At 72.1% G+C, this 22,629-nt stretch carries 15 protein-coding genes; 4 read left to right on the plus strand and 11 right to left on the minus strand.

Annotation, left to right across the window (positions count from 1 at the left end; all coding sequences use genetic code 11):
* Positions 1-5: 5 nt before the first annotated feature.
* The 5 genes from ACIBI9_RS31625 to ACIBI9_RS31645 all read right to left on the minus strand — a co-directional run bounded on the left by ACIBI9_RS31625 (position 6) and on the right by ACIBI9_RS31645 (position 7,520).
* Entirely contained in the window at positions 6-2,525 is a 2,520-nt protein-coding gene (locus ACIBI9_RS31625) for a PEP/pyruvate-binding domain-containing protein (RefSeq protein ID WP_397227181.1), read from the minus strand.
* Positions 2,522-3,241 carry a TetR/AcrR family transcriptional regulator gene (locus ACIBI9_RS31630; RefSeq protein ID WP_397227183.1) on the minus strand — a complete coding sequence of 240 codons (720 nt, stop codon included), beginning with the start codon at positions 3,239-3,241 and terminating at the stop codon, positions 2,522-2,524. The genes ACIBI9_RS31625 and ACIBI9_RS31630 overlap by 4 nt, the downstream gene beginning before the upstream one ends.
* Positions 3,242-3,524: 283 nt before the next feature.
* The gene (locus ACIBI9_RS31635) at positions 3,525-4,523 is read right to left on the minus strand and encodes a LacI family DNA-binding transcriptional regulator (protein WP_397227185.1); all 999 of its coding nucleotides are present in this window, start codon (positions 4,521-4,523) and stop codon (positions 3,525-3,527) included.
* 61 nt (positions 4,524-4,584) lie between these two features.
* A complete protein-coding gene (locus tag ACIBI9_RS31640) occupies positions 4,585-6,504 on the minus strand; it encodes a primary-amine oxidase (protein ID WP_397227187.1) in 1,920 nt (639 codons plus the stop codon).
* Positions 6,505-6,623: 119 nt separating this feature from the next.
* Positions 6,624-7,520, minus strand: coding sequence for a hypothetical protein (locus ACIBI9_RS31645; protein ID WP_397227189.1), 897 nt, complete (start codon positions 7,518-7,520; stop codon positions 6,624-6,626).
* Positions 7,521-7,682: 162 nt separating this feature from the next.
* On the opposite strand from ACIBI9_RS31645, the gene ACIBI9_RS31650 reads away from it, so the two are divergent.
* From ACIBI9_RS31650 to ACIBI9_RS31665, 4 genes are all read left to right on the plus strand, one after another.
* Entirely contained in the window at positions 7,683-8,921 is a 1,239-nt protein-coding gene (locus ACIBI9_RS31650; RefSeq protein WP_397227191.1) for an NAD(P)/FAD-dependent oxidoreductase, read from the plus strand.
* Between the two features lie 59 nt (positions 8,922-8,980).
* On the plus strand, positions 8,981-9,718 hold the full coding sequence (locus ACIBI9_RS31655; protein WP_397227193.1) for a DUF3152 domain-containing protein: 738 nt from the start codon (positions 8,981-8,983) through the stop codon (positions 9,716-9,718).
* A 162-nt stretch (positions 9,719-9,880) separates the two neighbouring features.
* A complete protein-coding gene (locus tag ACIBI9_RS31660) occupies positions 9,881-11,002 on the plus strand; it encodes an MBL fold metallo-hydrolase (RefSeq protein ID WP_397227195.1) in 1,122 nt (373 codons plus the stop codon).
* A 45-nt stretch (positions 11,003-11,047) separates the two neighbouring features.
* Complete coding sequence (locus ACIBI9_RS31665) at positions 11,048-11,980, plus strand: pirin family protein (protein ID WP_397227197.1); 933 nt, start codon at positions 11,048-11,050, stop codon at positions 11,978-11,980.
* Here ACIBI9_RS31665 and ACIBI9_RS31670 read toward each other — a convergent pair.
* The 6 genes from ACIBI9_RS31670 to ACIBI9_RS31695 form a co-directional block, all read right to left on the minus strand.
* Complete coding sequence (locus tag ACIBI9_RS31670; protein ID WP_397227199.1) at positions 11,959-14,580, minus strand: protein kinase; 2,622 nt, start codon at positions 14,578-14,580, stop codon at positions 11,959-11,961. The two genes, ACIBI9_RS31665 and ACIBI9_RS31670, sit on opposite strands and share 22 nt — an antisense overlap.
* A 153-nt stretch (positions 14,581-14,733) precedes the next feature.
* Entirely contained in the window at positions 14,734-15,687 is a 954-nt protein-coding gene (locus tag ACIBI9_RS31675; protein ID WP_397227201.1) for an ABC transporter permease, read from the minus strand.
* Positions 15,684-16,643, minus strand: coding sequence for an ABC transporter permease (locus ACIBI9_RS31680; RefSeq protein ID WP_397227203.1), 960 nt, complete (start codon positions 16,641-16,643; stop codon positions 15,684-15,686). Before ACIBI9_RS31680 ends, ACIBI9_RS31675 begins: the two co-directional genes overlap by 4 nt.
* Positions 16,636-18,621 carry an ATP-binding cassette domain-containing protein gene (locus tag ACIBI9_RS31685; RefSeq protein WP_397227205.1) on the minus strand — a complete coding sequence of 662 codons (1,986 nt, stop codon included), beginning with the start codon at positions 18,619-18,621 and terminating at the stop codon, positions 16,636-16,638. Before ACIBI9_RS31685 ends, ACIBI9_RS31680 begins: the two co-directional genes overlap by 8 nt.
* A 1-nt stretch (position 18,622) precedes the next feature.
* A complete protein-coding gene (locus ACIBI9_RS31690) occupies positions 18,623-19,690 on the minus strand; it encodes an ABC transporter substrate-binding protein (RefSeq protein WP_397227207.1) in 1,068 nt (355 codons plus the stop codon).
* A 288-nt stretch (positions 19,691-19,978) separates the two neighbouring features.
* Complete coding sequence (locus ACIBI9_RS31695) at positions 19,979-22,510, minus strand: PA14 domain-containing protein (RefSeq protein ID WP_397227209.1); 2,532 nt, start codon at positions 22,508-22,510, stop codon at positions 19,979-19,981.
* Positions 22,511-22,629: the final 119 nt, after the last annotated feature.

Consider the following 22,629-nt stretch of genomic DNA (forward strand, 5'->3'; position numbering starts at 1 on the left):
TGAGGTCAGGAGTGGACGGGGGTGACGGTTCCCGCGTCTCCGTCGACGACGACCTTCTGGCCGTCGGCAAGGCGCCCGGTGGCCGCGCCGGTGCCGAGTACGGCCGGGATGCGGTATTCGCGGGCGACGATCGAGCTGTGGCTGAGCGGGCCTCCGACATCGGTGACCACGGCGGAGGCGAGCGCGAACAGCGAGGTCCACGCGGGGGTGGTGATCCTCGCGACCAGCACGTCGCCCGGGCGCATCCGGTCGAACTCGTCGGGGCCGTGGATGATCCGCGCGGGCGCGGTCACCCGCCCCGGGCTGCCGGGCACGCCCTTGATGACGTCGGAGGAGCCGTCGTCGTGGTGCCCGGGCAGGAGGCGGGAGAAGTCGATGCCCAGGACCTTCGTGCCGCCGTCGGCCGGGAGCACGTGCGGCGGCGCGATCGCCTTCTGCGCCCGCCACGTGGCCCGCCGCTCCGCCACGACGGCGCGCGAGTCGGCCGGGGAGCCCGGCCCGGAGTCCAGTACGCCCACGGCGGCTTCCAGCTCGTCCAGGCGCAGCCAGAACACGTCGTCCCGATCGGCCAGCGCCCCGGCGGCGACGAGGCGGCGGCCGATCTCGCGCAGCGCACGGCGTGCCGCCGGCCAGCCGAGGCCCACGTCGGCCAGGGCGTCCTCGCGCAGCGGCGCCATCTTCTGCGCCCAGCGCAGCACCCGCCGCGCGAACGCCGCCCGCGGCCCGCGGCGGGCCTCCAGCCGGCGCATGGCGTGCTCCCGTGCCTCCACGGCGACGCGCTGCCGCTCGTGGGGGCTGGGCGCCTCGCCGGTCTGGAAGAAGCGCAGGGTCTGCAGCAGCGGCTCCGGATCCTCCGCCGGCAGGGCCTTGGCGAAGTCGAGATCGTAGACCGTGTCGCCGAACTCGGCCAGATAGGCGGCGAACCGGCCGGAGATGTCCTGCTCGGGGTGCTCGCGTCCCCAGCACGCCAGGTCGTACAGGGCCTTCTCCGCCCGCAGCGGCTTGTGCTCGAAGCCCAGCAGGAACGTCACCGGCAACGGGTCGCCCGGCCGTTTGACGAGTTTGTACGCCGCGGTGAACATCGACTCGCTCATGTACGCGGCCGGCAGCACGCCGCTCTGCGCGGCCCCGTAGTAGTGCGCCGCGGTCTCGACGATCTCGCGTACCCCTGACAGCAGCTCGCCCGCCGGCGCGGCCTCCACGTCGGCGGCGCCGCGCCGGGCGGCCACGGCGGCGTAGTCGGCGTGCGCCTTGCGGAAGCGCTCCGGCGCCGTCCGCAACCCCTTGGGCAGGGTGAACGTCAGGAACCGCGGCTGCGCCACCGCCATCCGCGCCATCATCCCGGCGGTGTAGGTGATGTTGTAGTAGGCGTATCCGCCGATGACGGCGAAGGGCTCGGCGAAGTACGGCAGCCGGACACTGGCGTAGTGCTCCAGCGTGGCCTTCTTCCAGGCGTCCAGGCCCAGCGTCGCGAAGAGCGGGGACAGCGGCTCGGGCAGCAGCTCCGCGACGCTGCCGCGTACGTACTTGCCCTTCGGGTCGGGCAGCTCCCAGTCGACCTGGCGGGCCTCGGGCAGCGCGGTGATGGGACGGGCCTGCAGGATGTACAGGTGGCCGTCGTGCCGGGCCCACTCGATGTCCATCGGTTGCCCGTACAGCTCCTCGATCCCGACGGCGAGGCGGGCCAGCCCGGCCGCCTGCTCCTTGTCGAGCACAGGTCGTTCGCGCAGGTCGGCGGGCACCGGCTGCTCGCGGGTCCCGTCGGCGGTGCGAACCGTCATGACCTCCTTGACGCTGACGTCCTGGCGCAGGACCGAACCGCCGGCCTTGGCGACGACGAGCGTGTCGGGGCTGACCTGGCCGCTGACGACCGCCTCACCGAGCCCCCAGGCCGCGTTGACCATCACCCGGTCGCGGGCGCCGGTCAGCGGGTCGGCCGTGAACAGCACGCCGGCCGCGTCCGCCGGCACGAGCTCCTGGACCACGACCGCCAGGCTGACGTCGTCCGAGGCGATGCCCTGGCGGGCGCGGTAGCCGATGGCGCGGGCCGTCCACAACGACGCCCAGCAGCGCTTGACCGCGTCCAGGACCTCGGGGGTGCCGCGGATGTTGAGGTAGGTCTCCTGCTGCCCGGCGAAGGACATCTCGGGCAGGTCCTCCGCGGTCGCCGACGACCGTACGGCCACCGCAGGGCCGTCCTCGCCCAGCGCGCCGTACGCGGCGGCGACGGCCTCGGCCACCTCCGCCGGCATCGGCTGCTCGGTGAAGAGCGCGGAGATCTTCTCTGCCGCGGCGTCGCAGGTCTCCGGCCGGTCGGGGGACGCGGCGGCGGCGAGCTCGACGATGCGCTCCTGCAGGCCGTGCTCCGCGACGAAGCGGCGGTAGGCGGCCGTCGTCACGTGGAAGCCCGGCGGCACGGGCAGCCCGGCCGCGGCCAGGCGGGCCAGCGAGGCGCCCTTGCCCCCGGCCCGGTCCAGGTCGGCGCGTTCGTCGTCCAGGGCCAGGACGAGTAGGTCGTCCTTCATGATTCCTCTCCTTCTTCCGCTATGCCTTCTTCTGGGCCCAGCTCGGTGGCGAGCTCGGCCCGGACCTGTCTCAGGCCGCCGAGCAGCACCGCCTTGCCCTTCTCGAGGTCTCCGCCGTCCGCGGGGGCCAGGGCGCGATCGAGCAGGTCCGCGAGCGCTTCCAGCAGCTCGTCCGACGTCGGCTGATCGGGGTCCGGCGAGCCCGCCCGATCGGCCGCGAACGTGCGCCGCAGGGCCGGGGTGAGGGCGTCGAGGATGTACGCCACGGCGCGGGTGTCCACGTCTTGGCGCACGGTGCCCGCCTGCTGCATCACCTCGAGGAACTCACGCATGCCGAACGTGCGGGGCAGCCGCTCGAAGAGGTTGCCGGGCTTGCGCAGGTACTTGCCGAAGACCTCCGGATCCCGCGCGGCGATGGCGGCGGTCAGGGGGCGATCCTTCAGCACGCGCACCATCAGCCGGTAGACGCTGGCCACGTCGCCGCCGCGCGGGTCGGCCTCCATCTGCTCCCGCCAGGCGCCGGCGTAACGGCCGCCCTCGCGCCGCAGCACCGCCTCCACGAGCTCGTCCTTGGACTTGAAGTGCAGGTAGACCAGGCCCCGGTGGAGTGCGACCGCCTCGGCCACGTCGCCCATCGTCAGCTTGTTGTAGCCGAGCCTGATCAGCAGGTCGGCCGCCGCGTCCAGGATCGCCTGCTCGCGGTCTTGCTCGTTCACGCTCACGTTTGTCACTTTGACACTTTTTGTGATTTTGTCAAACCCCCAGCCTGCGGCACGCGTTGGAGGCCCGCTCGGGGAAGGAGGGAACGACGCGCCTTCGACGAGCACACCGCCGCCCCGCCCGGAAACGGCGCGCAGGCAGCGGCCCGCCGACCGCCGGGCCCATGGGATAGTGCCGAGGGGGCACGTCTCCGCCCGGGAAACGCGCACACGCGGCGCCGCACCGATCCTGCGCGCACCAGGGGGCACCGGCTGCCGGGCTCTCGCGTCGCAGCCGGGGTTACCTGGTGGAGGCGCGTTCCACCAGGTCGGGCTGGAAGATCACCTGGCGGTGCTCGTGGCCGGCGGGCCGGTTGGCCTCCTCCAGCAGCATCAGGGCCGCCGTGTGCCCGAGCTGCTCGCGCGGCTGCCGGATGGACGACAGCGGCACGGCGGCCGCCGCGGCGAAGTCGATGTCGTCGTACCCGATGATGGCCAGGTCGTCCGGGACCCGCAGCCCGCGCTGCGTCATCTCCTGCAGCACCCCGATGGCCACCAGGTCGTTGGCGCAGAAGACCGCGGTGGGCCGCTCGGACGGCGGCCGGGTGGCGATCTCCTCGCCCGCCAGCCGCCCGGTGGCGATGGTGAGGTCGGGCAGGGGGATGACGGTCAGCCGGTCGTCCGGCGAGAGCACGGCGGACAGGCCCTCGTGCCGCTCCCGCACCTGGCGCACGGTGAACGGCCCGCCGGCGAAGGCGATGTGGCGGTGCCCCCGCTCGCGCAGGTGCCGGCCGGCCATCCGCCCGCCGAGCACGTCGTCGACCGCGACCGCGCACCCGTGGCTGTGCGGGGCCGAGCTGTCGAAGCGCACCACCGGGATGCCGCGCGAGACGAGCCGGCTCAGCCGCTCCTCCTCGGCGCTGTCGTTGACCGGTGTGATCAGGACGCCCAGCGGGCGCTGCTCCTCGAACGTCTCCAGCAACCCCGCCTCGCGGTCGGCGTCCTTGTTGCTGTTGAAGACCATCACGGTGAGCTCGGCCCGCTGCGCGGCGGTCTCGACGCCGCGCAGCACGTCGATGAAGAACGGGTTGGCCAGGTCGAGCGCGACCACGCCGATGGTCCGGCTGTGGCCGGCCCGCAGCTGCCGGGCGGAGCCGTTGCGGACATAGCCGAGGCGGGCGATCGCGGCCCGCACCCGCAGCCGGGTGTCGGGGGCCACCATGTCAGGCCGGTTGAGCACATTGCTCACCGTGCCGACGGAGACCCCGGCGAGCCGGGCGACCTCTTTGATGCTCGACATCGTTCCTCGTCGCAGGCGTGACGTCGCTATGATCATAACGCCTTCGACCAGGGGTTCGGCACTACGTGTGGCAACCTCCGTCCGAGGCCGCGGCCAGGTCGGTCGCGGGGTTGCGGTCGAAGAAGCCGGCGGGCCTGAGCGTGAAGCCCGTGTACTCCACCGGCATCACCGGGAAATCCTCGGGGCGGCAGAAGTGGGTGGTGCCGACGGTGTACCAGAGGACGATGTCGGCGTCCACGACCGGCCGGTCGGCGGCGGTCCACTCGGGCAGCCCCGCGCCGCCGGGGTGCTGGTTGGGGAAGTCGCCCGCCGCCCGGCGCTCCCCGGCCGCGAACGGCGTCACCCACAGGTGCTTGGTCGCGAAGGCCGCCCGCCCGCTGATCGCGGCCTCCTCGCCGGCGAGGAGCACGGGCCCGACGTGCGTGGGGATCAGCTTGTACGCGACCGGCTCCCCCACGGCGTTCCGCGAGGAGTGGTTGACGATCTTCCAGTGGCGGCCCTTCGCCGAGTCGGCCAGCCGCTGCGCCTGAGCTTCGGTCTTCAGCAGCGTCTCGGAGGCGGTGAAGGCGTTCCCGTACGGGTTGCCGGGCCCCGGCGGGACGCGGACGGCGTCGACCTCGTACACCGAGTTGAGCGGCCCGTCGAGGCACATGTCCAGCCGGAAGTTGAACAGGTGCTGGTGGTGCGGCCCGGCCAGCTCGGGGGTGACCAGGTTCGCGTACGGGGCCGTGGTGCCGGGGGCGACGGCCTGGGTCTGGATGATGCCGGTGAGCTTCACCTCGGCCTGGATGGTGCCGTCGAGGTAGAAGTACCAGAAGAAGCCGTACTCGTAGTTGCCGACGGTCGCGATGAACGACACGACCAGCCGCCGCGACCTCCTGACCTCCGACTTGTCCCCCATCAGGTCGAAGTGCTTCCAGAGGATGCCGTAGTCCTCCTCGTGCACGCAGATCGCGTTGGGCATCGTGGCGGGCGTGCCGTCCTCGTCCACGGTCACCGCGTCGAGGTAGACGATCTCGCCGAGGCAGTCGCAGCCGAGCTCCAGCGCGTCGGCCATCTTCCCGAGGCCGACGTCGCCGGCGTCGAAGGCGTTCTTCCACCAGTGGTTCATGCTGGTGGAGCCGTACGGGACGACCATCTCCGACAGGCTCGCCCGGTAGACGACGGGCCGCGCGCGCTCGCCCTCGACGTAGCAGATCTCGTGCAGCACGAGGCCCTCGATGGGGTGCATGGACGCCCGAAGCTGCCAGGGGCCCCAGCGCAGCGCGCCGTCGTCCACGGTGAAGCCGGGTCCGTCGGGCTGGACGATCCGCAGCGGCGCGAGTTCGCGGGTGCCCTCGTCGTAGCGGCCGGAGGCGCGCGGGACCGGGACGACCTCGCCGTCCTGGAGCTCGACGATCTCGCCGGTGTCGCGGTCGAGCAGCACGACGAGGTTCTCGATCGGGTGGGCGTAGCCGTTGTCGCCGGGGCCGTCGAGCACGTACGCGACGCAGCGGGCGAGCCTGCGGCCCTCGGCGTCCACGGGCAGCCCGAAGTTGCCGGCCGGCCAGGGGTCGATCTGGACCATGGACATGTCGGTGACCCCGCGCCTGGCGCACGCGGCCTGGAAGGCGGGGTCGCCGCGTAAGGTCTCGGAGTTGGCCCGCCACTCCTCCAGCATGATCGGCGGCTGCGCGGCGGGCGCGTACACGCAGGAGACGAGCTCCCCGCCGGGCACGCCGACCGTGAGCACGCTCGTCCTGCCGAGGCCCTTCTCGTACGTGACCACCGTGACCTCGCGCGGCAGCGGCGTGCCGTCCCAGCCGAGCACGGCCTCCTTGGCGGGCTCGGCCGGCGCGCAGTAGACGATGCGCGCCCCCGGCTCGACCGCGCCGGACGCCAGCGCCGCCCGGCAGGCCGCGCCCGCCTCCTCCTCGGTGAGCGGCGCGAGCGGGTGGCGTACGGAGGCACCGGCCGGGACGTGACTGTCCGTCTGGGTCATTGCGGGATTCCCTTCCGTGCTGAGCTTCGCGAAGCGGACGAAGAACGAGGCGGGCGGAGAAGTGGACGAGCCCTGCGACCACGAGTCTGACACCGCGCGAGCCGATTCCGGCGGCGCTCTCACAGCGGCACGATCAGGGCCTCGGGACGGTCGGCGGGGAAGGCCCAGATGTGCTTGCCGGCCGCGACCACCAGCGCGAGGCGGGCCTTCAGCCCCAGCCGGATCACGCGGACGGCGGCCCCTGCGGCCGGGGCCAGCGTGAACAGGTCGCGTCCTCCGCCCGCCAGCACCCCGTTCGCGCAGACCAGGAACGGCACCGGCCCCTTCGGCACCTTCACGAACCGGCGCTGTTCCCCCGACCAGGCGGACACCCGCTCCAGACCGCCCGCCACGCTGATCCACAGGGAGCCCGCGCACACGGTCATGCCGCCGCGCTCGCGCGTCCAGAGGTCCACCTCCCTCGGGCCGCCGCGCAGCCAGGTGTCCTGCTTCGAGGTCCACCACAGGCGCTCGCCCTCGACCGCGCACTGGTCGAGGCCGGGTAACTCCACCGGTTCGCCGAGCTCGCCGGGGGCGGTCAGCCTGCGTGCCCGCTCCGCGCCGACGGCCCAGATCTCGCCGCCGCCCGCGAGCACGCGGCCGTCGAAGGGGGCGCCGGCGAGCGGGGCGCCGGTGGGGTCGAGCCAGTGGACCCGGCCCGCCGCGGTGCCCGCCAGCGTTCCCCGCAGCGGGCTTTCGGATAACGAGCCCAGATGGGGCGGCCCCGCGAACGTCCTGGGCACGACCACGGTCTCGGGCAGCGTGCCCGGCACGCCCGCCGTGCGCGGCACGGTCGCCGGGACCGCCGCCAGGGAGCTCAGCTCCGGCAGCCGCACGGCCTCGCCGCCGTCCAGCGGCGCGCCGGAGGCGGTGTAGACCCGCATCCGGCCGTCCGCCGAGCACCAGACCGTGGTCCCGTCCGACGCGGCGACCCGGGCGGGCCACGGCAGGTCGATCCTCGTGACGGCGACGTTCATGCGCTGACCATAGCCGTCCGGACCCCGCGTGCCAGCCCCCGCACGGGGGCGACGTGCCCGGCCACCGGGCCGAGCACTGAGAGGCCCGCGCCGGGGTATGCGGTAGGTAAGGGGGCGATCCCCGTATCAGCCGAGGCCAGGCGGACTGGGATCATGGGACGCATGCGTGTTGTGGTGATCGGGAGCGGCATCGTCGGAGCCAGTGCGGCCTACTACCTGAGCCGGCAGGGCGCCGCGGTGACCGTGGTGGACGGCGGATATCCGGGCGAGGCCACCCAGGCGGGGGCCGGCATCGTGTGCCCGTGGGTGGACCACCCGGAGGACGACGACTGGTACCGGCTGACCCGCGAGGGCACCCGCCGCTACCCGGGGCTGGTGGAGGCGCTGGGCGAGGACATCGGCTACGCCAAGGTGGGCGCGCTGCTGGTCGCCGCGGATCCGGCCGACCTGGAGCCGGTGCGCGCCCTGCTGCGCCGCCGCCACGCCGGCGCGCCCGAGATGGGCGACGTCATCGACGTGGCGACCCCGTCCGAGCTGTTCCCGCCGCTGTCCGACGACCTGAGCGCCATCCTCGTGCCGGGCGCGGCGCGCGTGGACGGCTGCTCGGTCCGCGACGAGCTCCTGCGCGCCGCCGTGTCGCAGGGGGCGGAGGTACGCGTGGGCGCCGCGCGGCTCACCCCGGGCGGTGAGGTGTTCGTGCACGCCCTGGCCGGCGAGGCGCCCGCCGAGGGCGAGCCGTGGATCCCGGCCCAGGCGGCCGCGGGCGTGCCCGACGAGCCCCTCGATCAGGGCGGGTCCTGGCGCCAGGGCGCGCCCGTCGCGCGGGCGGCCGAGCCTCCCGTGCCGATGGGGGCGCGCCGGTTCGCCGGTCAGGGCGAGCCGCTCGACGCCGACATGGTGATCGTGGCCGCCGGGGCCTGGACGGGCGAGGTGTGCCGGCCCTTGGGCGTGGAGCTGCCGGTGTTCCCCCGGCGGGGGCAGATCATGCACGTGACGCTGGAGGGCGTGGACACCGCGTGGTGGCCGATCGTGCTGCCGAGGGTCGGGCCGTACCTGCTGGGCTTCCCCGACTCCCGCGTCGTGATCGGGGCGACCGTGGAGGACGTGGGGTTCGCCCCGCGGGTCACGCTGGGCGGGCTGGACGAGGTGATCCAGGCGGGGCTGCGGGTGGCGCCCGGGCTGTTCAACGCGACGGTCGCGGAGACCAGGGTGGGCCTGCGCCCCGTGTACGCCCCCGGCTCCCCTCTCATCGGGCCGCTGACCGGGCGCGTGGTGGTGGCGACGGGCCTGAGCGCGTACGGGCTGACGGCGGGCCCGTTCACCGGCGAGATCGCCGCCGCGCTCGCCCTGGGCGAGGAGCCGCCCATCGACATCACGCCCTACGCGCCCGCCGTCGGATAATCCCAGCAAGCACTCACGTAACATCGGATTCCTCCCCACCGTGACGCCGTGGGGAGGCCGTGTTGCCGCTGCTCGCACTCCTGATGCTGCTCCTGCTGGTGACCTCCTGCGCCTCCGCGCCGCCCGCACCCGTACCCGCGCCTTCGCCGATCCAGCCTCCCCCCACCCCCAGGAAGCGCGTCGCCAAGCGGCCGCCCGCCAAGGAGGTGTGGGTCCCGTACGCCGCCTCGGGCCGGTACGCGGTCGTGCCCGGCGGCGCGCCCGCCCGGCCGGGGTCAGGGGAGGTGGTGCGGTACGTGGTGGAGGTGGAGTCCGGCCTGCCGTTCGACCCGGCCGTGTTCGCCGCCGACGTGCATCGGGTGCTCAACGACGTACGCGGCTGGGCGCGCTTCGAGCGCGTCGACCACGGCCCGGTGCACGTCCGCGTCGCCCTGTCCAGCCCCTTGCTCACCACCCTCCAGTGCCGGCCCCTCCGCACCGGGGGCGAGCTGTCCTGCTGGAACGGCACCCGCTCGGTCATCAACGCCCTGCGCTGGGCGAAGGGTGTCCCGCAGTACCGCGGCGACCTGGCCGCGTACCGGGCCTATTTGATCAGCCACGAGGTCGGGCACAGCCTGGGGCACGGCCACGAGCCCTGTCCCGGGCCCGGACGGCTCGCCCCCGTCATGACCCAGCAGTCGAAGTCGCTGGGCCGCTGCCGTCCCAACCCGTGGCCGTTCCCCGATCGAGGCCGCGAACCCGGGTGCGGCGACACCCCGTCCGATCGCGACGGGGGCTGCCGCGAGGCGCGAGGATGACGACCGGTAGGTTCTTCCGGTCGATGAGGTCGCCGCACGCTGGGGAGCGTCGGCGAAGCGATCGAAGCGGCCTGACCTATCGCGATATATCTTAGGACGGGAACACCGGGGAATCCCGCTCGGTTGAGCGGGATGCACAGACTTTCCAGGGGAGTGTGGCTGATGGCAGGAATGCGTACGGCACGGCGGGTCCTCGCGGGCGGCGTGGCCCTGGCGGCTGCGGGCTGGGCGTTGCGCGAGGTCCCCGCCGAGCTGGGCGTACGGCCTCTGACGTCGGGGCCGGACCGGACGGCGCGGATGCGGCGCTCACCGCAGTTCAGGGACGGCACGTTCTTCAACCCGATGCCGGAGCCGACCAACATGATGACGGCCCCGCCCGCCGGCCTGCTCGGCGAACTGGCCAAGAACAAGGAGCAGCGCCGCCCCGCGGGCCCCATCCCGCTGCGCGTCCCCCCGTCCGACCCGCCGCCCGCCGACGGCCTGCGCGCGATCTGGTACGGCCACGCCTCGACGCTGGTGGAGATCGAGGGCAAGCGGGTGCTGTTCGACCCGGTGTGGAGCAAGCGGCCCTCCCCTTCGCAGTTCGTCGGCCCCAAGCGGCACCACCCGGTGCCCGTCGAGCTCGGCGAGCTGCCGCTGGTCGACGCCATCGCGATCTCGCACGACCACTACGACCACCTCGACCTGGCGACCGTGCGCTCGCTGATCAGGACGCAGAAGGCCCCGTTCCTGGTGCCGCTGGGCATCGGGGCGCACCTGGAGCGGTGGGGCGTGCCGGCGTTCCGGATCATCGAGCTCGACTGGGAGGAGGAGGCCGAGGTGGCGGGGCTGCGCTTCGTCGCCACGGCGGCCCGGCACTTCTCCGGCCGGGCCTTCACCCGTAATGACACGTTGTGGGGGTCCTGGGTGGTGGCCGGGGCGAACAAGCGGGTCTTCTACGCGGGCGACTCCGGATACTTCGAGGGTTACCGGGGCATCGGGTCGCAGCACGGGCCGTTCGACCTGACGCTGATGCCGATCGGCGCCTACAGCCCCGCCTGGCCCGACATCCACATGAACCCGGAGGAGGCCGTCAACGCCCATCTCGACCTGGGCGGCTCTCTGCTGCTCCCCGTCCACTGGGCGACCTTCACGCTGGCCCTGCACCCGTGGTCCGAGCCGGTGGAACGGCTGTGGCGCGAGTCCAAGGCGCGGGACGTCAAGATCGTCGTCCCCCGCCCCGGCGAGGCCGTGGACACCTCCGCCGCCCAGGTGGTGGAGGGCTGGTGGGAGATCCTGAGCTGACCCCTGCCCGGCTTCCTGGCGCGCCGCAGCCCGTACAGTCATGGCGTGAGCAACCTGGAGCTTGACCCGCAGGAGATCCGCTGCGGCGCCGAGGCGGGCGCGGACGGCGAGGTGCTGATGGGGCGCGAGGTGCCGCTGGGCGGGCCACGCGCGATGCTGGTGAGCAGGACGCTGCCGGGCGTGCACCGGCGCATGATCGGCGCGTGGTGCTTCGTGGACGCCTACGGGCCGCAGCGCGCCACGATGCGGGTGCCGCCGCACCCGCACACCGGGCTGCAGACGGTGAGCTGGCTGGTCGAGGGCGAGGTGCTGCACCGCGACAGCCTGGGCAGCCTGCAGGAGATCCGCCCCGGCCAGCTGAACCTGATGACGGCCGGCCGGGGCATCTCCCATTCCGAGGAGTCGCCGGAGTCGGTGCTGCACGGGGTGCAGCTGTGGGTGGCTCTGCCCGGCGAGCACCGGCACACCGGGCCCGCGTTCGAACACCATCCGGCGCTGCCCGTGCTCACGGGGCCCGGTTTCGAGGCGATCGTCGTCATGGGGTCGCTCGGCGGGGTCGAATCGCCCGCCACCGCGTTCAGCCCGCTGGTGGGGGCCCAGATCGCGGTGGACGGCGCGTGCGAGGTGCCGCTCTCGCCCGGGTTCGAGCACGGCGTGCTGCTGCTCGACGGCGCGGTCGAGCATCTGGAGCCCGGGCCGCTGGTATACCTGCCGCCGGGGCGGTCCGCGCTGCGGCTGTCGGGGCGCGGCCGGGTCCTGCTGATCGGCGGCGAGCCCTTCGGCGAGGAGATCGTCATGTGGTGGAACTTCGTCGGCCGCTCCCACGACGAGATCGCCGCGTTCCGGAAGGACTGGATGGAGGGCGAGGGGTTCGGCGCCGTCGAGGGGTTCGACGGGGCGCCGCTCCCCGCGCCCGTCCTGCCCACCACGCGGCTGAAGCCGCGCGGCCGGGTGCGTCAGTCCTTGCGGAACGTGTAGACGACCTCGAGTTCGTCGCCCCTGGTCGGGACCTCGGCCAGCAGGCGCACCATCTTCCCGGTGAAGTCGATCACCTGGACCTGCTGCTTGTCGGAGGTGCTGTCCGGGCGCACCCAGCAGAGCAGGTGATCGTCGTCGAACCAGGCGGCCAGGCCGCCGCAGGCCGACTCGATCCGCTTCACCTCGGCGCCGGTCCGGCTGTCGTACACGCAGTTGTTGCCGCTTTCCAGACCCGGGCAGTCGGTGACGAACAGCCTGCCCGACGGCGAGAACAGCTCGTCGGCGATGCCGGCGCCCACGTTCGGGATGCGGCGGACGCGCAGGCCGCCGGCGTCGAAGAAGCGCAGGGCCTGCTGCTCGGCGTTGATCGACATGGCGACCACGCCGGTGTCGGTGTCGTCGAAGCCGTACCTGATGTTCTTCAGCGAGCCCTCCCGGAGTGAGGCGACCGTGGCCTTCCTGGTGGTCACGTCCACGATGGCGAAGCCGGTCGACTGCCAGGTGTCCTTGACGGGGTTGCCGACGTTGACCAGGACGCGGGTGCTGTCGCGGGACCAGGCCTGGATGTACGCGCTGAGCGGCTGCCGCGAGGTCTTGATCGAGAACCGCTCGCCGGTCGTCTTGTCGGTGATCTCCACGGAGTCGTAGTTGTCGATGAAGTTCTTGCCGCGCTGGGCGAGGTAGCGGCCGTCTGGGGAGAGCATGCTCTCCCACTGGCCCCGATATTTCGTGAAACCTCCCGTCAGGGAGTCGCGGGCGTAGTACACCCAGTCCTTGGACTTGGGGTCCATGACCATGTACGTCGTCAGCCTGATCGGGTCGTCCGGGCTCTCGTACACGGTGGCGTCGGTGTCGGGGAGCCGGACCGGGGTGAGGTTCGCGGTCGGGACCGGGGACACGGTGGGGCTCGGGGACGCCGTCGTGGTGGTGGCGGGGACGGGCGTGGGGAGGGCCTTCGGCTTGGGCGGCAGGTTGACGACGGTCACCACGACGATGGCGATCGCCGCCACCAGCGCCACGCCCGCGATGGCTCCCCCGATCACCCAGTTCCGCCGGTTACCGGACGGGCTCGGGGGCGGGCCTCCGTACGGGATGCCCCTGGGCGGTGTGCCCGGGCGCTGGAAGGGGGCGGGCGGCTCGAACCCCGGCCGCCCGCCGGGCGGCTGATCCCCACGCAACGGCCGATACTGACCGGGCGGCGGAGGGGTCGGCGGGGGATACGGCGACTGGGGGTACGGCGGCTGCCCGGCCCACCCCTGCGGCCCCGACCCACCGGCCCGCTCACCACCAGGCACCTGCCACACAGACCCCCCGCCTCCGACCGGCACCCCGCCACTCGGCGACCCCACACCACGAGACGGCACCCCGCCACCCGGCGACCCCACACCGCCTCCCGGCGACCCCACACCGCCAGGCGAAGGCGCCCCGCCCGCCGGAGACCACCCACCCGCCGGAGAGTCGCCCGGCGAAGCCCCGCCACCAGCCGAAGGCACACCGCCTGCTGACGGCCCGCTACCCGCCGAAGGCCCCGCCCCCGGCGAATACGCCCCGCCCGCCGGAGGAGGCCAGCCACCCGCCGACGACCCGCCGCCCGCCGAAGACGCGGAGCCCACCGGCGTTGCGCCGCCTGGCGAAGACGCGCCACCCACAGGAGCAGCGCCACCCGGCGGGGCCGCGCCACCAACCGGAGACCCGCCGCCAACCGAAGGCGGCCCGCCCACCGAGGGCCCGCCTGTCGGAGGGGTGGCGCCGAAGGCGGCTGCGGCGTGGTGGAGGGCGTCCGGGTTCGAGGTCGGGTGCTCCAGAAGGCGGTGGATCACCTGCTCGGCCGTCGGCCGCCGACCGGGGTCCTTGGACAGGCAGGCCGCGACCAGCTCCCGCAACGTGCCCGTCAACCGCCCCAGGTCCGGCTCGGCGTTGAGCACGCGCTGCACCGTCGCGGGCATGTTGCCGGCCGCGAACGGCCCCGCGCCGGAGGCCGCGAAGACGATGGTGCACGCCCAGGCGAACATGTCGGCCGCCGGCCCGGTGGGATCCCCGAGGAGCTGCTCGGGCGCCAGGAACGCCGAATCGCCCACGGGCACGGTCGTGTCGCCGGAGGTCACGTCGAGCGCCCTGGCGATGCCGAACCCGATCACCCTGGGCCCCTCGCTGCCCAGCAGCACGTTGCCGGGGCTGAAGTCGCGGTGCACGATGCCGGCCTGGTGGATCGCGGCGAGGGCGGTGGCGGTGCCGATGGCCAGCCGGTGCAGCGCGGGCCCGGTGCGCGGCCCCTCCTCGCGCACCGCCCGCTCCAGCGCCAAGCCGTCCACGTACTCGCTGACGATGTACGGGCGGCCCTCGTGCACGCCGCTGTCCAGCACCTTCGCGGTGCAGAACGGCGCCACCCGCTGCGCCGCCGCCACCTCCCTGGCGAACCGCTCCGCCGCCGCCCCGTCACCTGCCAGCTCAGGCCGCAGCCATTTGACGGCCGCCTGCCTCCCCTGCTCGTCGACGCCCAGGTAGACGACACCCTGAACGCCTTCTCCCAGCCGTCCCCGGATCTCGTAGCCTCCGAGACCGGAGGGATCTCCTGCTCTGAGTTCAGTTATCGGCGGCATGGGCGCATTATGAGCGGCGAATCTTGCAAACGGCTTACATCAATCGTGAGCCTTCTTCCCGTCCGCGTAGTGGGTACAGCGGCCATGGACGACCTGCCGCTCGACGGTCTTCGGCAGACCGCCCCGCCGGTCACGTACGGCGCCCGCTCGCCCTTACGTGAGCCGCTGCGCCTTGCTCAGCAGCCGCTGCGCCACCACGACCAGCGCCAGGAACATCCCACTCACCACCTGCTGGAACGCCGACGTCAGGCTCCCCACCTGGTTGATCAGACTCTGGATGACGCCGAGCAGCAGCACGCCGGCCACGGTCCCGGTGATGCCGCCCGCTCCCCCGGTCAGCAGGGTGCCGCCGATCACCACGGCCGCGATGGCGTCCAGTTCGAGGCCGATACCGAGGATCGTCACCCCGGAGGAGAGCCGGGCGGCGTTCAACGCCCCCGCCAGGCCCGCGAGGAGGGCGGACATGACGTACACGTAGACCTTCGTGCGTACGACCGGGACGCCCATGAAGGCCGCCGCCTGCTCGTTGCCGCCGATGGCGTAGACGTTCTGGCCGAAACCGGTGCGTTGCAGCAGGACCATCGCCAGCAGGGCCAGGACGATCGTGATGTGGACGGGGTACGACAGGCCGAGGAGCTCGCCCTGGCCCAAGGTGGCGAAGGCCGGATTTTTCACGAGATAGGTGGTGGCGCCCTCGTTCGAGATCGCCAGCATCAGCCCGCGCACGCCGAGCAGCCCCGCCAGGGTCACGATGAACGGCGCCATCCCCGTACGCGCGATGACCAGGCCCTGGAGCAGGCCGACCACCCCGCACACGGCCAGGGGCAGCAGCAGCGCCACGATCAGCCCGTACTGCGAACCGTACGCGGCCAGCACGCCGCCGAGCACGAACAGCGACCCCACCGACAGGTCGATGCCGCCGCTGATGATGACGAACGTCATCCCGATCGCGATGATCGCCAGGAAGGACGACGACACGACGACGCTGGCCGCGTTCTCCGGCGTGGCGAACGAGTCGAACGCCAGGCTGCCCACGATGACCAGCAGGCCGAGCACCATCATGGCGCCGTGCTGCTGGAGGATGCGGCTCACCTGTTCACGGTTCATCGGCGCTCCCGGGTGGCGTAGACGGCGGCGAGGATGATGACCGCCTGGACCATCTGGGTCCACGACTGCGGCAGGTTGTGCTTGATCAGCGTGGCCGACAGCAGCTGCATGAGCAGCGCGCCCATGACCGTGCTCAGCACCCTGATGCGGCCGCCGGTCAGCGGGGTGCCGCCGACCACGACCGCCGTGATCGCCGACAGCTCGATGAAGAGCCCGAGCGAGGTCGGGTCGCTGGCCTGCAGCCGGGCCGTGGCCAGCACCCCGGCCAGCGCCGCCAGCAGCCCTGAGATCACGTAGACGGTCAGGAGTACGCGTTTGACCGGCAGCCCGGACAGCTCGCTGGCCGACCGGTTGCCGCCGATCGCCACCACCTGCCGCCCGAACGTGGTCCGCCGCACCACGAACAGCACGACCACCGTCAGCGCCGCCGCGATGAGCACGATGACCGGGATCCCGGCGACCGAGCTGCTGCCGAGCGCGATCAGGTCCGGGTTGCGGAACTCGACGAGCTGCGGCACCAGGACGTTCGCCAGCCCGCGTACACCGACCAGCAGCGCCAGGGTGGCCACGATCGGCTGCACTCCGACGTACGCCACCAGCGCCCCGCCGGCCGCCCCGACCACGGCGCCGCCGGCCACGGCCACGATCAGCGCGGGCAGCCAGCCGTACCCGAGGTAGAGCACGACCAGCGCGGCCGCGAGCGCCATCACCGAGCCGACCGACAGGTCGATGCCCTGGGTGCCGATCACCAGTGCCATCCCGAGCGAGACGATCACGATGGGGGTGACCTGGACGAGCTGGGTTCGGAAGTTCGCCGCGTCCAGGAAGTGCGGGGTGAACAGCACGTTGAACAGCAGCAGCGCCAGCACCGCCGCGTACACGCCGTAGTCCTGAACCCAGGCGAACACGCGCGGTTTGAGCACCGCGACACGCGCCTGCACGGTGAGCTCAGCCATCGCCCCGCTCCTCGCCCGCCCGCTCCTCGCCCGCCTGCTCCACGCCCGGCTGATCCCCAGCCGCCCTTTGATCCGTGAGCGGCTGATCCACGGCCGTGTGCTCCGCGATCGTCGCCATGATCCTCTCCTCGGTGACCTCGTCGCCCGACAGCTCCCCGACGACCGCGCCCTCGCGCAGCACCAGGATCCTGTCGGCGCCCTCGACCAGCTCCTCCAGATCGGAGGAGATCAGCAGCACGCCCAGCCCTTCCTCGGCCAGCTCGTCGATCAGCGCCTGCACCTCGGCCTTCGCCCCGACGTCGATGCCCCGGGTGGGCTCGTCGAGCAGCAGCACCTTGGGTCGTACGGCCAGCCAGCGGGCCAGCAGCACCTTCTGCTGGTTGCCACCGGACAGCTCGGACACCAGCTGATGCGGCGACGCGGCCTTGATCCTCAGCCTCCGCATGAAGATCTCGACCACCCGGTCGATCTTCGCATCGGACACCACGCCTGCCGTACCGAGACTGGGGAGGGCGGCCAGCGCGATGTTCTCCCGCACCGAGAGGGTCGGGATGATGCCCTCGGCCTTGCGGTCCTCGGGCAACAGGCTCACCCCCGCCCTGATCGCCGCCGTCGTCCCTCTTTTGAGTGGCCGGCCCGCCACGAGCACCTGGCCGCCGTCGAGCGGGAGCGCGCCGACGATGGCCTTCGCTGTCTCGGTCCGTCCCGCGCCCAGCAGTCCGCCCAGCCCGACGACCTCACCGGGCGCGATGGCCACGTCCACGCCGTCGAGAACGTGACGACGCGAAAGCCCCCGCGCCTCGACCACGGCGCTCCCCCGCCCGTCTTCGGCGGAAACACCGCCGCCCACCGCCACAGAGGCATCACCCTCGCCAGAGACAGCAGCTGAAACACCGCCGAGGGTCGCACCTCCCTGCGACGCCGCATGCCCCGACGGCGTCACGGCTCCCGCCGACGCCGCAGGAACCGCTGAGCCCACCGAGGTCGCCAGTCCCTCCGACGTCGGGAGTCCCGCCGACGCCGCACGGGCTGCCGGGCCCACCGAGGCCGCGGGCCCCTCGGAAGTCGCCGGTCCCTCCGACGTCGAGACTCCCGCCGATGCGGCACGGGCTGCCGGGCCCACCGAGGCCGCAAGCTCCTCCGACGTTACGGGTCCCGCCGATGCTGCGGAGCTCGGCAGGGACGGTGCAAGGGTGGTGCTCCGGTGGCGGGTGCGGGAGAAGCGGGTGAGGCCGCCCGTACGGACCTCGTTCAGGTCACGGCCCAGCATGAGCGAGATGAGCCGCAGCCGCTCCACCTCCGCGAGCGGCCCCGAGTGGGCGACGCGGCCGTCCCGCAGCACCGTCACCTGGTCGCATACCCGGTACAGCTCGTCCAGCCGATGGCTGACGTACATGACGGCGATCCCCGCGTCCCGTAGCCGCCGGATCACCCCGAACAGCGTCTCCACCTCGCGCGGCTCCAGCGAGGACGTGGGCTCGTCCATGATGACCACCCGCGCGTCCACCGAGACCGCCCTGGCCAGGGCGACCATCTGCTGGGCCCCGACCCCGAGGGTGCGCAGCGGCCGGCGGACGTCGGTCGCGACCCCGTACCCGGCGAGAACGCGTTGCGCCTCCCCGTTCATCGCGGCCGCGTCGATCACCCCGAAGCGGCCGCGCGGCTCGCGGCCGAGCAGCAGGTTGCGGGCCACGCTCATCATCGGGACGAGGTTGACCTCCTGGTAGATGGTGGAGATCCCGGCGCGCTGCGCTTCCATGGGTGTGCCGAAGACGGCGGGAGCGCCCTGGTAGCGCAGCTCTCCGCCGTCCGGCCGGTACACGCCGGTGAAGACCTTGATCAGCGTGGACTTGCCCGCGCCGTTCTCGCCTACGAGGGCGTGCACCTCGCCCGGGCGGAGGGCGAGGGACACGCCGTCGAGAGCGAGTACGCCGGGGAAGCGCTTGCTGACCGCCCGGGCCTCGAGAACCGGTTCCAAGTCAGTACGCCTCACCGAGGGAGTCCTTGGCGTTGCCTGTGTCGTAGTCCCGGTCGGAGATGACCACCTTGTCCGGGATGGGCTGCCCGTCGAGGAACTTCTGGGCGGTCTCGAAGGCGAGCGGCCCGAAGCGGGGGTTCGACTCGATGACCGCGTGCAGCCAGCCGTCGGCGATGCCCTGGACGGCGCTGCGGGTGCCGTCCACCGACACGATCTTGATGTCGCCGGGCTCCTTGCCCGCGCCCTTCAGCGCGGTGACGGCGCCCAGGGCCATCTCGTCGTTCTCGGCGTAGATGCCGTTGATGTCGGGGTTGGACTGGATGAGCTGCTCGGTGACCTGCTGTCCCTTCTCGCGGGCGAACTCGCCGGTCTGCTCGAACGAGATCGTGATCCCGGGCGCCTTCTCCTTGACGCGGTCCTTGAAGCCGTTCGTACGCTCGGTGGTGACGTTGTTGCCAGGGGCGCCGAGGAGGATGGCGACCTTGCCCTTGCCGTTCAGCGCCTCGATCATGCGGTCGGCGGCGCGCTTGCCCTGCTCGTAGAAGTCCGAGCCGATGAACGTCAGGTAGTCGCTGCACGCCTTGGCGTTGATCTTCCGGTCCACCGTGATGATCGGGATCTTCTTGGCGGCGGCCTGCTGGAGGACCGGCTCCCAGCCGTCGGAGTTCAGGGGCGCGATGACCAGGAGCCGCACGCCCTGGGCGATGAGCTGCTGAACGTCGGTGATCTGCTTGGAGAACTGCGACTGGGCGTTGGTGACCTTGAGGTTCGCGATGCCGAGTTTGGCGGCCTCGTCCTTGATCGATTTGGTCTCGGCGATGCGGAAGGGGTTGGCCTCCTTCTCCGACTGGGAGAACCCGACCGTGGCCGTCTTGAGGTCGAACTTCGTCCCGCCGAACTGATCCAGCGTGCACGTCGGCCCGGCCGAGCCGCTGGGCGACTGCACGACCTGCTGCCCCGCCGTGCTCGCGGCGGCGGGCGCGCTCTGCGGCGCCTCCGCCTTGGCGCACGCGGCCGCGGTGAGGAGGACGGCCAGTGCTAATGCGGCTGTCCGGATATGGGGGGTCATGGCGTTCCTTTCCTATCAGGCCCGGCGCCCGGACCACAGGGGCCCGGACGACCGGCGTTCACCCGCGAGCGCCGTGTTCACGCCCGCGGTTGAGGCGGGGCTCGGCGCCCGAAGTTCGAGCAGGAGCTACGCACGTGGCTTCCAGACGCGGTGTCCCGCGTACGGCCTTCCACGCGCGGTGTTTCAGGCGCGGTCTTTCAGGCGCGGTTTTCGTTTCTAGGTGCGGTGTTTCAGGTGCGGCGTCGCAGCTGCGCCGTGTTACCGGTGCAGTGGCCCAGCTGCGGTGTTTCAGGTGCAGGCTGGGTTGATGGCGCTCGTCAGGGCCGTGTTGGCGTCGTGTACGCGCTTCACGTCCGGCTTCGTGACCGCCCGGTCGTACGTCATCAGACCGTTCAGCTCGGTCTCCACGTCCGTGGTCTGGGTGTAGATCGCGGCGCTGAGCTGCTCGCAGGCGTGCAGTCGCTCGAGCTCCTTGACCATCCCGACGTATCGGGTGGTGAGGGCCTCCGGGTCGGGTTCGACCGCGTAGCCCCAGCCGCCGCCCGACCAGGTGTGGCCGATCAGCGGCAGGCCGAGCCCGCCGTACTCGCCGAGCACGTTCGCCCGCGTCCCCGACGGCTTGCCGGGGTTGCCGGGGCCCGGGTAGATGTGGAAGTCCTTGACGTCGCCGTTGCCGCCGTCGACCGCGCCGCAGCAGTTGATCCCGCTCATGTTGTTCACCAGGCGCGACGGGTCCCAGCTCTTGACCAGATCGGCGATGCGCGCCTGGTCGTACTGGCCCCACCCCTCGTTGAACGGCACCCACATGATGATCGACGGGCTGCTGCGGTGCTGGTCGACGAGTTCGCGCAGTTCGGCCTCGTACTGGGGTCTGTCATCCGTGCGGAACGCCGCCGGCATGTCCTGCCAGACCAGCAGGCCGAGCTTGTCGGCGTGGTAGTACCAGCGGTCGGACTCGACCTTGACGTGCTTGCGGACGGCGTTGAAGCCGAGCGCCTTGGTCTGCTCCAGGTCGTACCGCAGCGCCTCGTCGGTCGGCGGGGTGTAGATGCCGTCCGGCCAGAAGCCCTGGTCGAGGGGGCCGAGCTGGAAGACGGGCTGTCCGTTCAGCAGGATGCGGTTGCCGGAGACCGCGATGGAGCGCATCCCGAAGTAGGACTCGACCTTGTCGTCCTTGAGTTTGACCTCCAGGTCGTACAGGTGTGGGTTGTCCGGGGTCCAGAGCTTGGGGTTCGGCACCGGGAGTCTGAGTTCGCGGCCCACCTGGCCGGTCACCTTGCCCACGACGCGGCGGCCGTCCCTGGCGATGACCGTCGCCTTGCCGCCGGTTCCCTGGACGGTCACGTAGAGTGCCTGGCCTCGCAGGTCGGGCACGGTGTCGACGCGGTCGATGCGCTGCTTGGCGACCGGCTCGATCCAGACGGTCTGCCAGATGCCGGAGTTCGCGGTGTACCAGATGCCGCTCGGGTCGAGCCGCTGCTTGCCGATGGCCTGGGCGCCGGCGTCGGTCGGGTCGTACACGCCGACGATGAGCTCTTGCGGGCCGCTGCGCTTGAGCGCGTCGGTCACGTCCGCGGTGATCCGGCCGTAGCCGCCCTTGTGGGTGGTGACCTGCTTGCCGTTCACGTACACCGTGGACTGCCAGTCCACCGCGTCGAGGTGCAGCAGCAGCCGCTCGCCGCGCCACGAGCGGGGCACGTCGAACGTCCTGCGGTACCACATGCGCTCCTCGTGCCGGCCGATGCCGGACAGCTGCGACTCCACCGGGTACGGCACGACGATGCGTTCGGGCAGATCACGGCCGACGGGCGCGGCCTCGTCCGCCTTGGCGGGGGCGAACTGCCACTTGCCGTTGAGGCTGCGCCAGCGGTCCCGGACGAGCTGGGGCCGGGGGTACTCGGGCAGCGGGGCGGCCGGGTTGACGTCGTCAGACCACTTCGTCCGCAGGATGTAGGCGGAGCCGTTGGCGACGTAGGCGTACGGGAAGGCCTCGACCGCGCTGCCGTCGGCGTAGGTGAGGCCGCCCGAGCCGTTGTAGGCGGCGCGGACGGTGCTGCCGGCCTTGGACGGGACCGGATACTTGAGCTTCAGCTCCACCGTCTGCGGATTTTTCAGGGTTGCGGAGCTGGTGGGCCACTTGGTGCCTGCGACCGTGACGTCCAGCTTGCTCAGGGCGTCCGCCGGCAGCGCTGCCAGGGGCTTGGCGAACGTCAGCGTCGCGGCGTCACCGGCCGCGTCCACCCTGGCGTCGGACGGCCCGGGCGGCGCGAACCCCTCGGGCAGCGTGAACGCCTCCGCGGGCACGATCTGCTTCGGCTGGCTCGGGCTCTGCCAGCGCAGCCGCAGGTTCGCACCGCCGAAGTGCTCGAAGTACTCGACCTTGAAGTCGTACTTCTTGCCCGCCTCCAGGGCGATCGGGGTGCCGGTCTGCTCCCGGTCCCAGTCGTCCACCCAGTGGTCGATGATCGGCTTGCCATCCACCCAGAGTCGGAAGCCGTTGTCGCCGATGATGGAGAAGGTGTACGTCTCGGAGTACTTGGGTTGGATCTGACCCGTCCACCGTACGGAGACGTCGTCCTCCCTGCCGGTCAGCAGCCTGAACGTCGGATTCAGGTCTGTCAGCTCCAGGTTGGGGTCGACGACGCTGGCCTTCAGCTCGGCGAAGTCGAACTTCCCCGCCCCGGAGGCGAGGTAGTAGTCACCGCGCAGCCCGTTCAGGGCGGCGGCGGCCTGGTCGGGAGCTGCGGCAGTGGCGGGGAGCGACGGCTGCCATAACAGTGACATCAGTACGGCCAGCGGGAACGCGAGGCGCTTGCGCACGGGGGGTCCTTTCGAAACGCGCCGATCAGGTTCGGACAGCTTTTGACCCTGACACGCTCTCAAGTAAGCACCTGCGGACGGAGCCGGTCAAGATTTTCGATCAAATTCGTTCTCATACG

The organism is Nonomuraea sp. NPDC050451 (genome assembly GCF_044458585.1).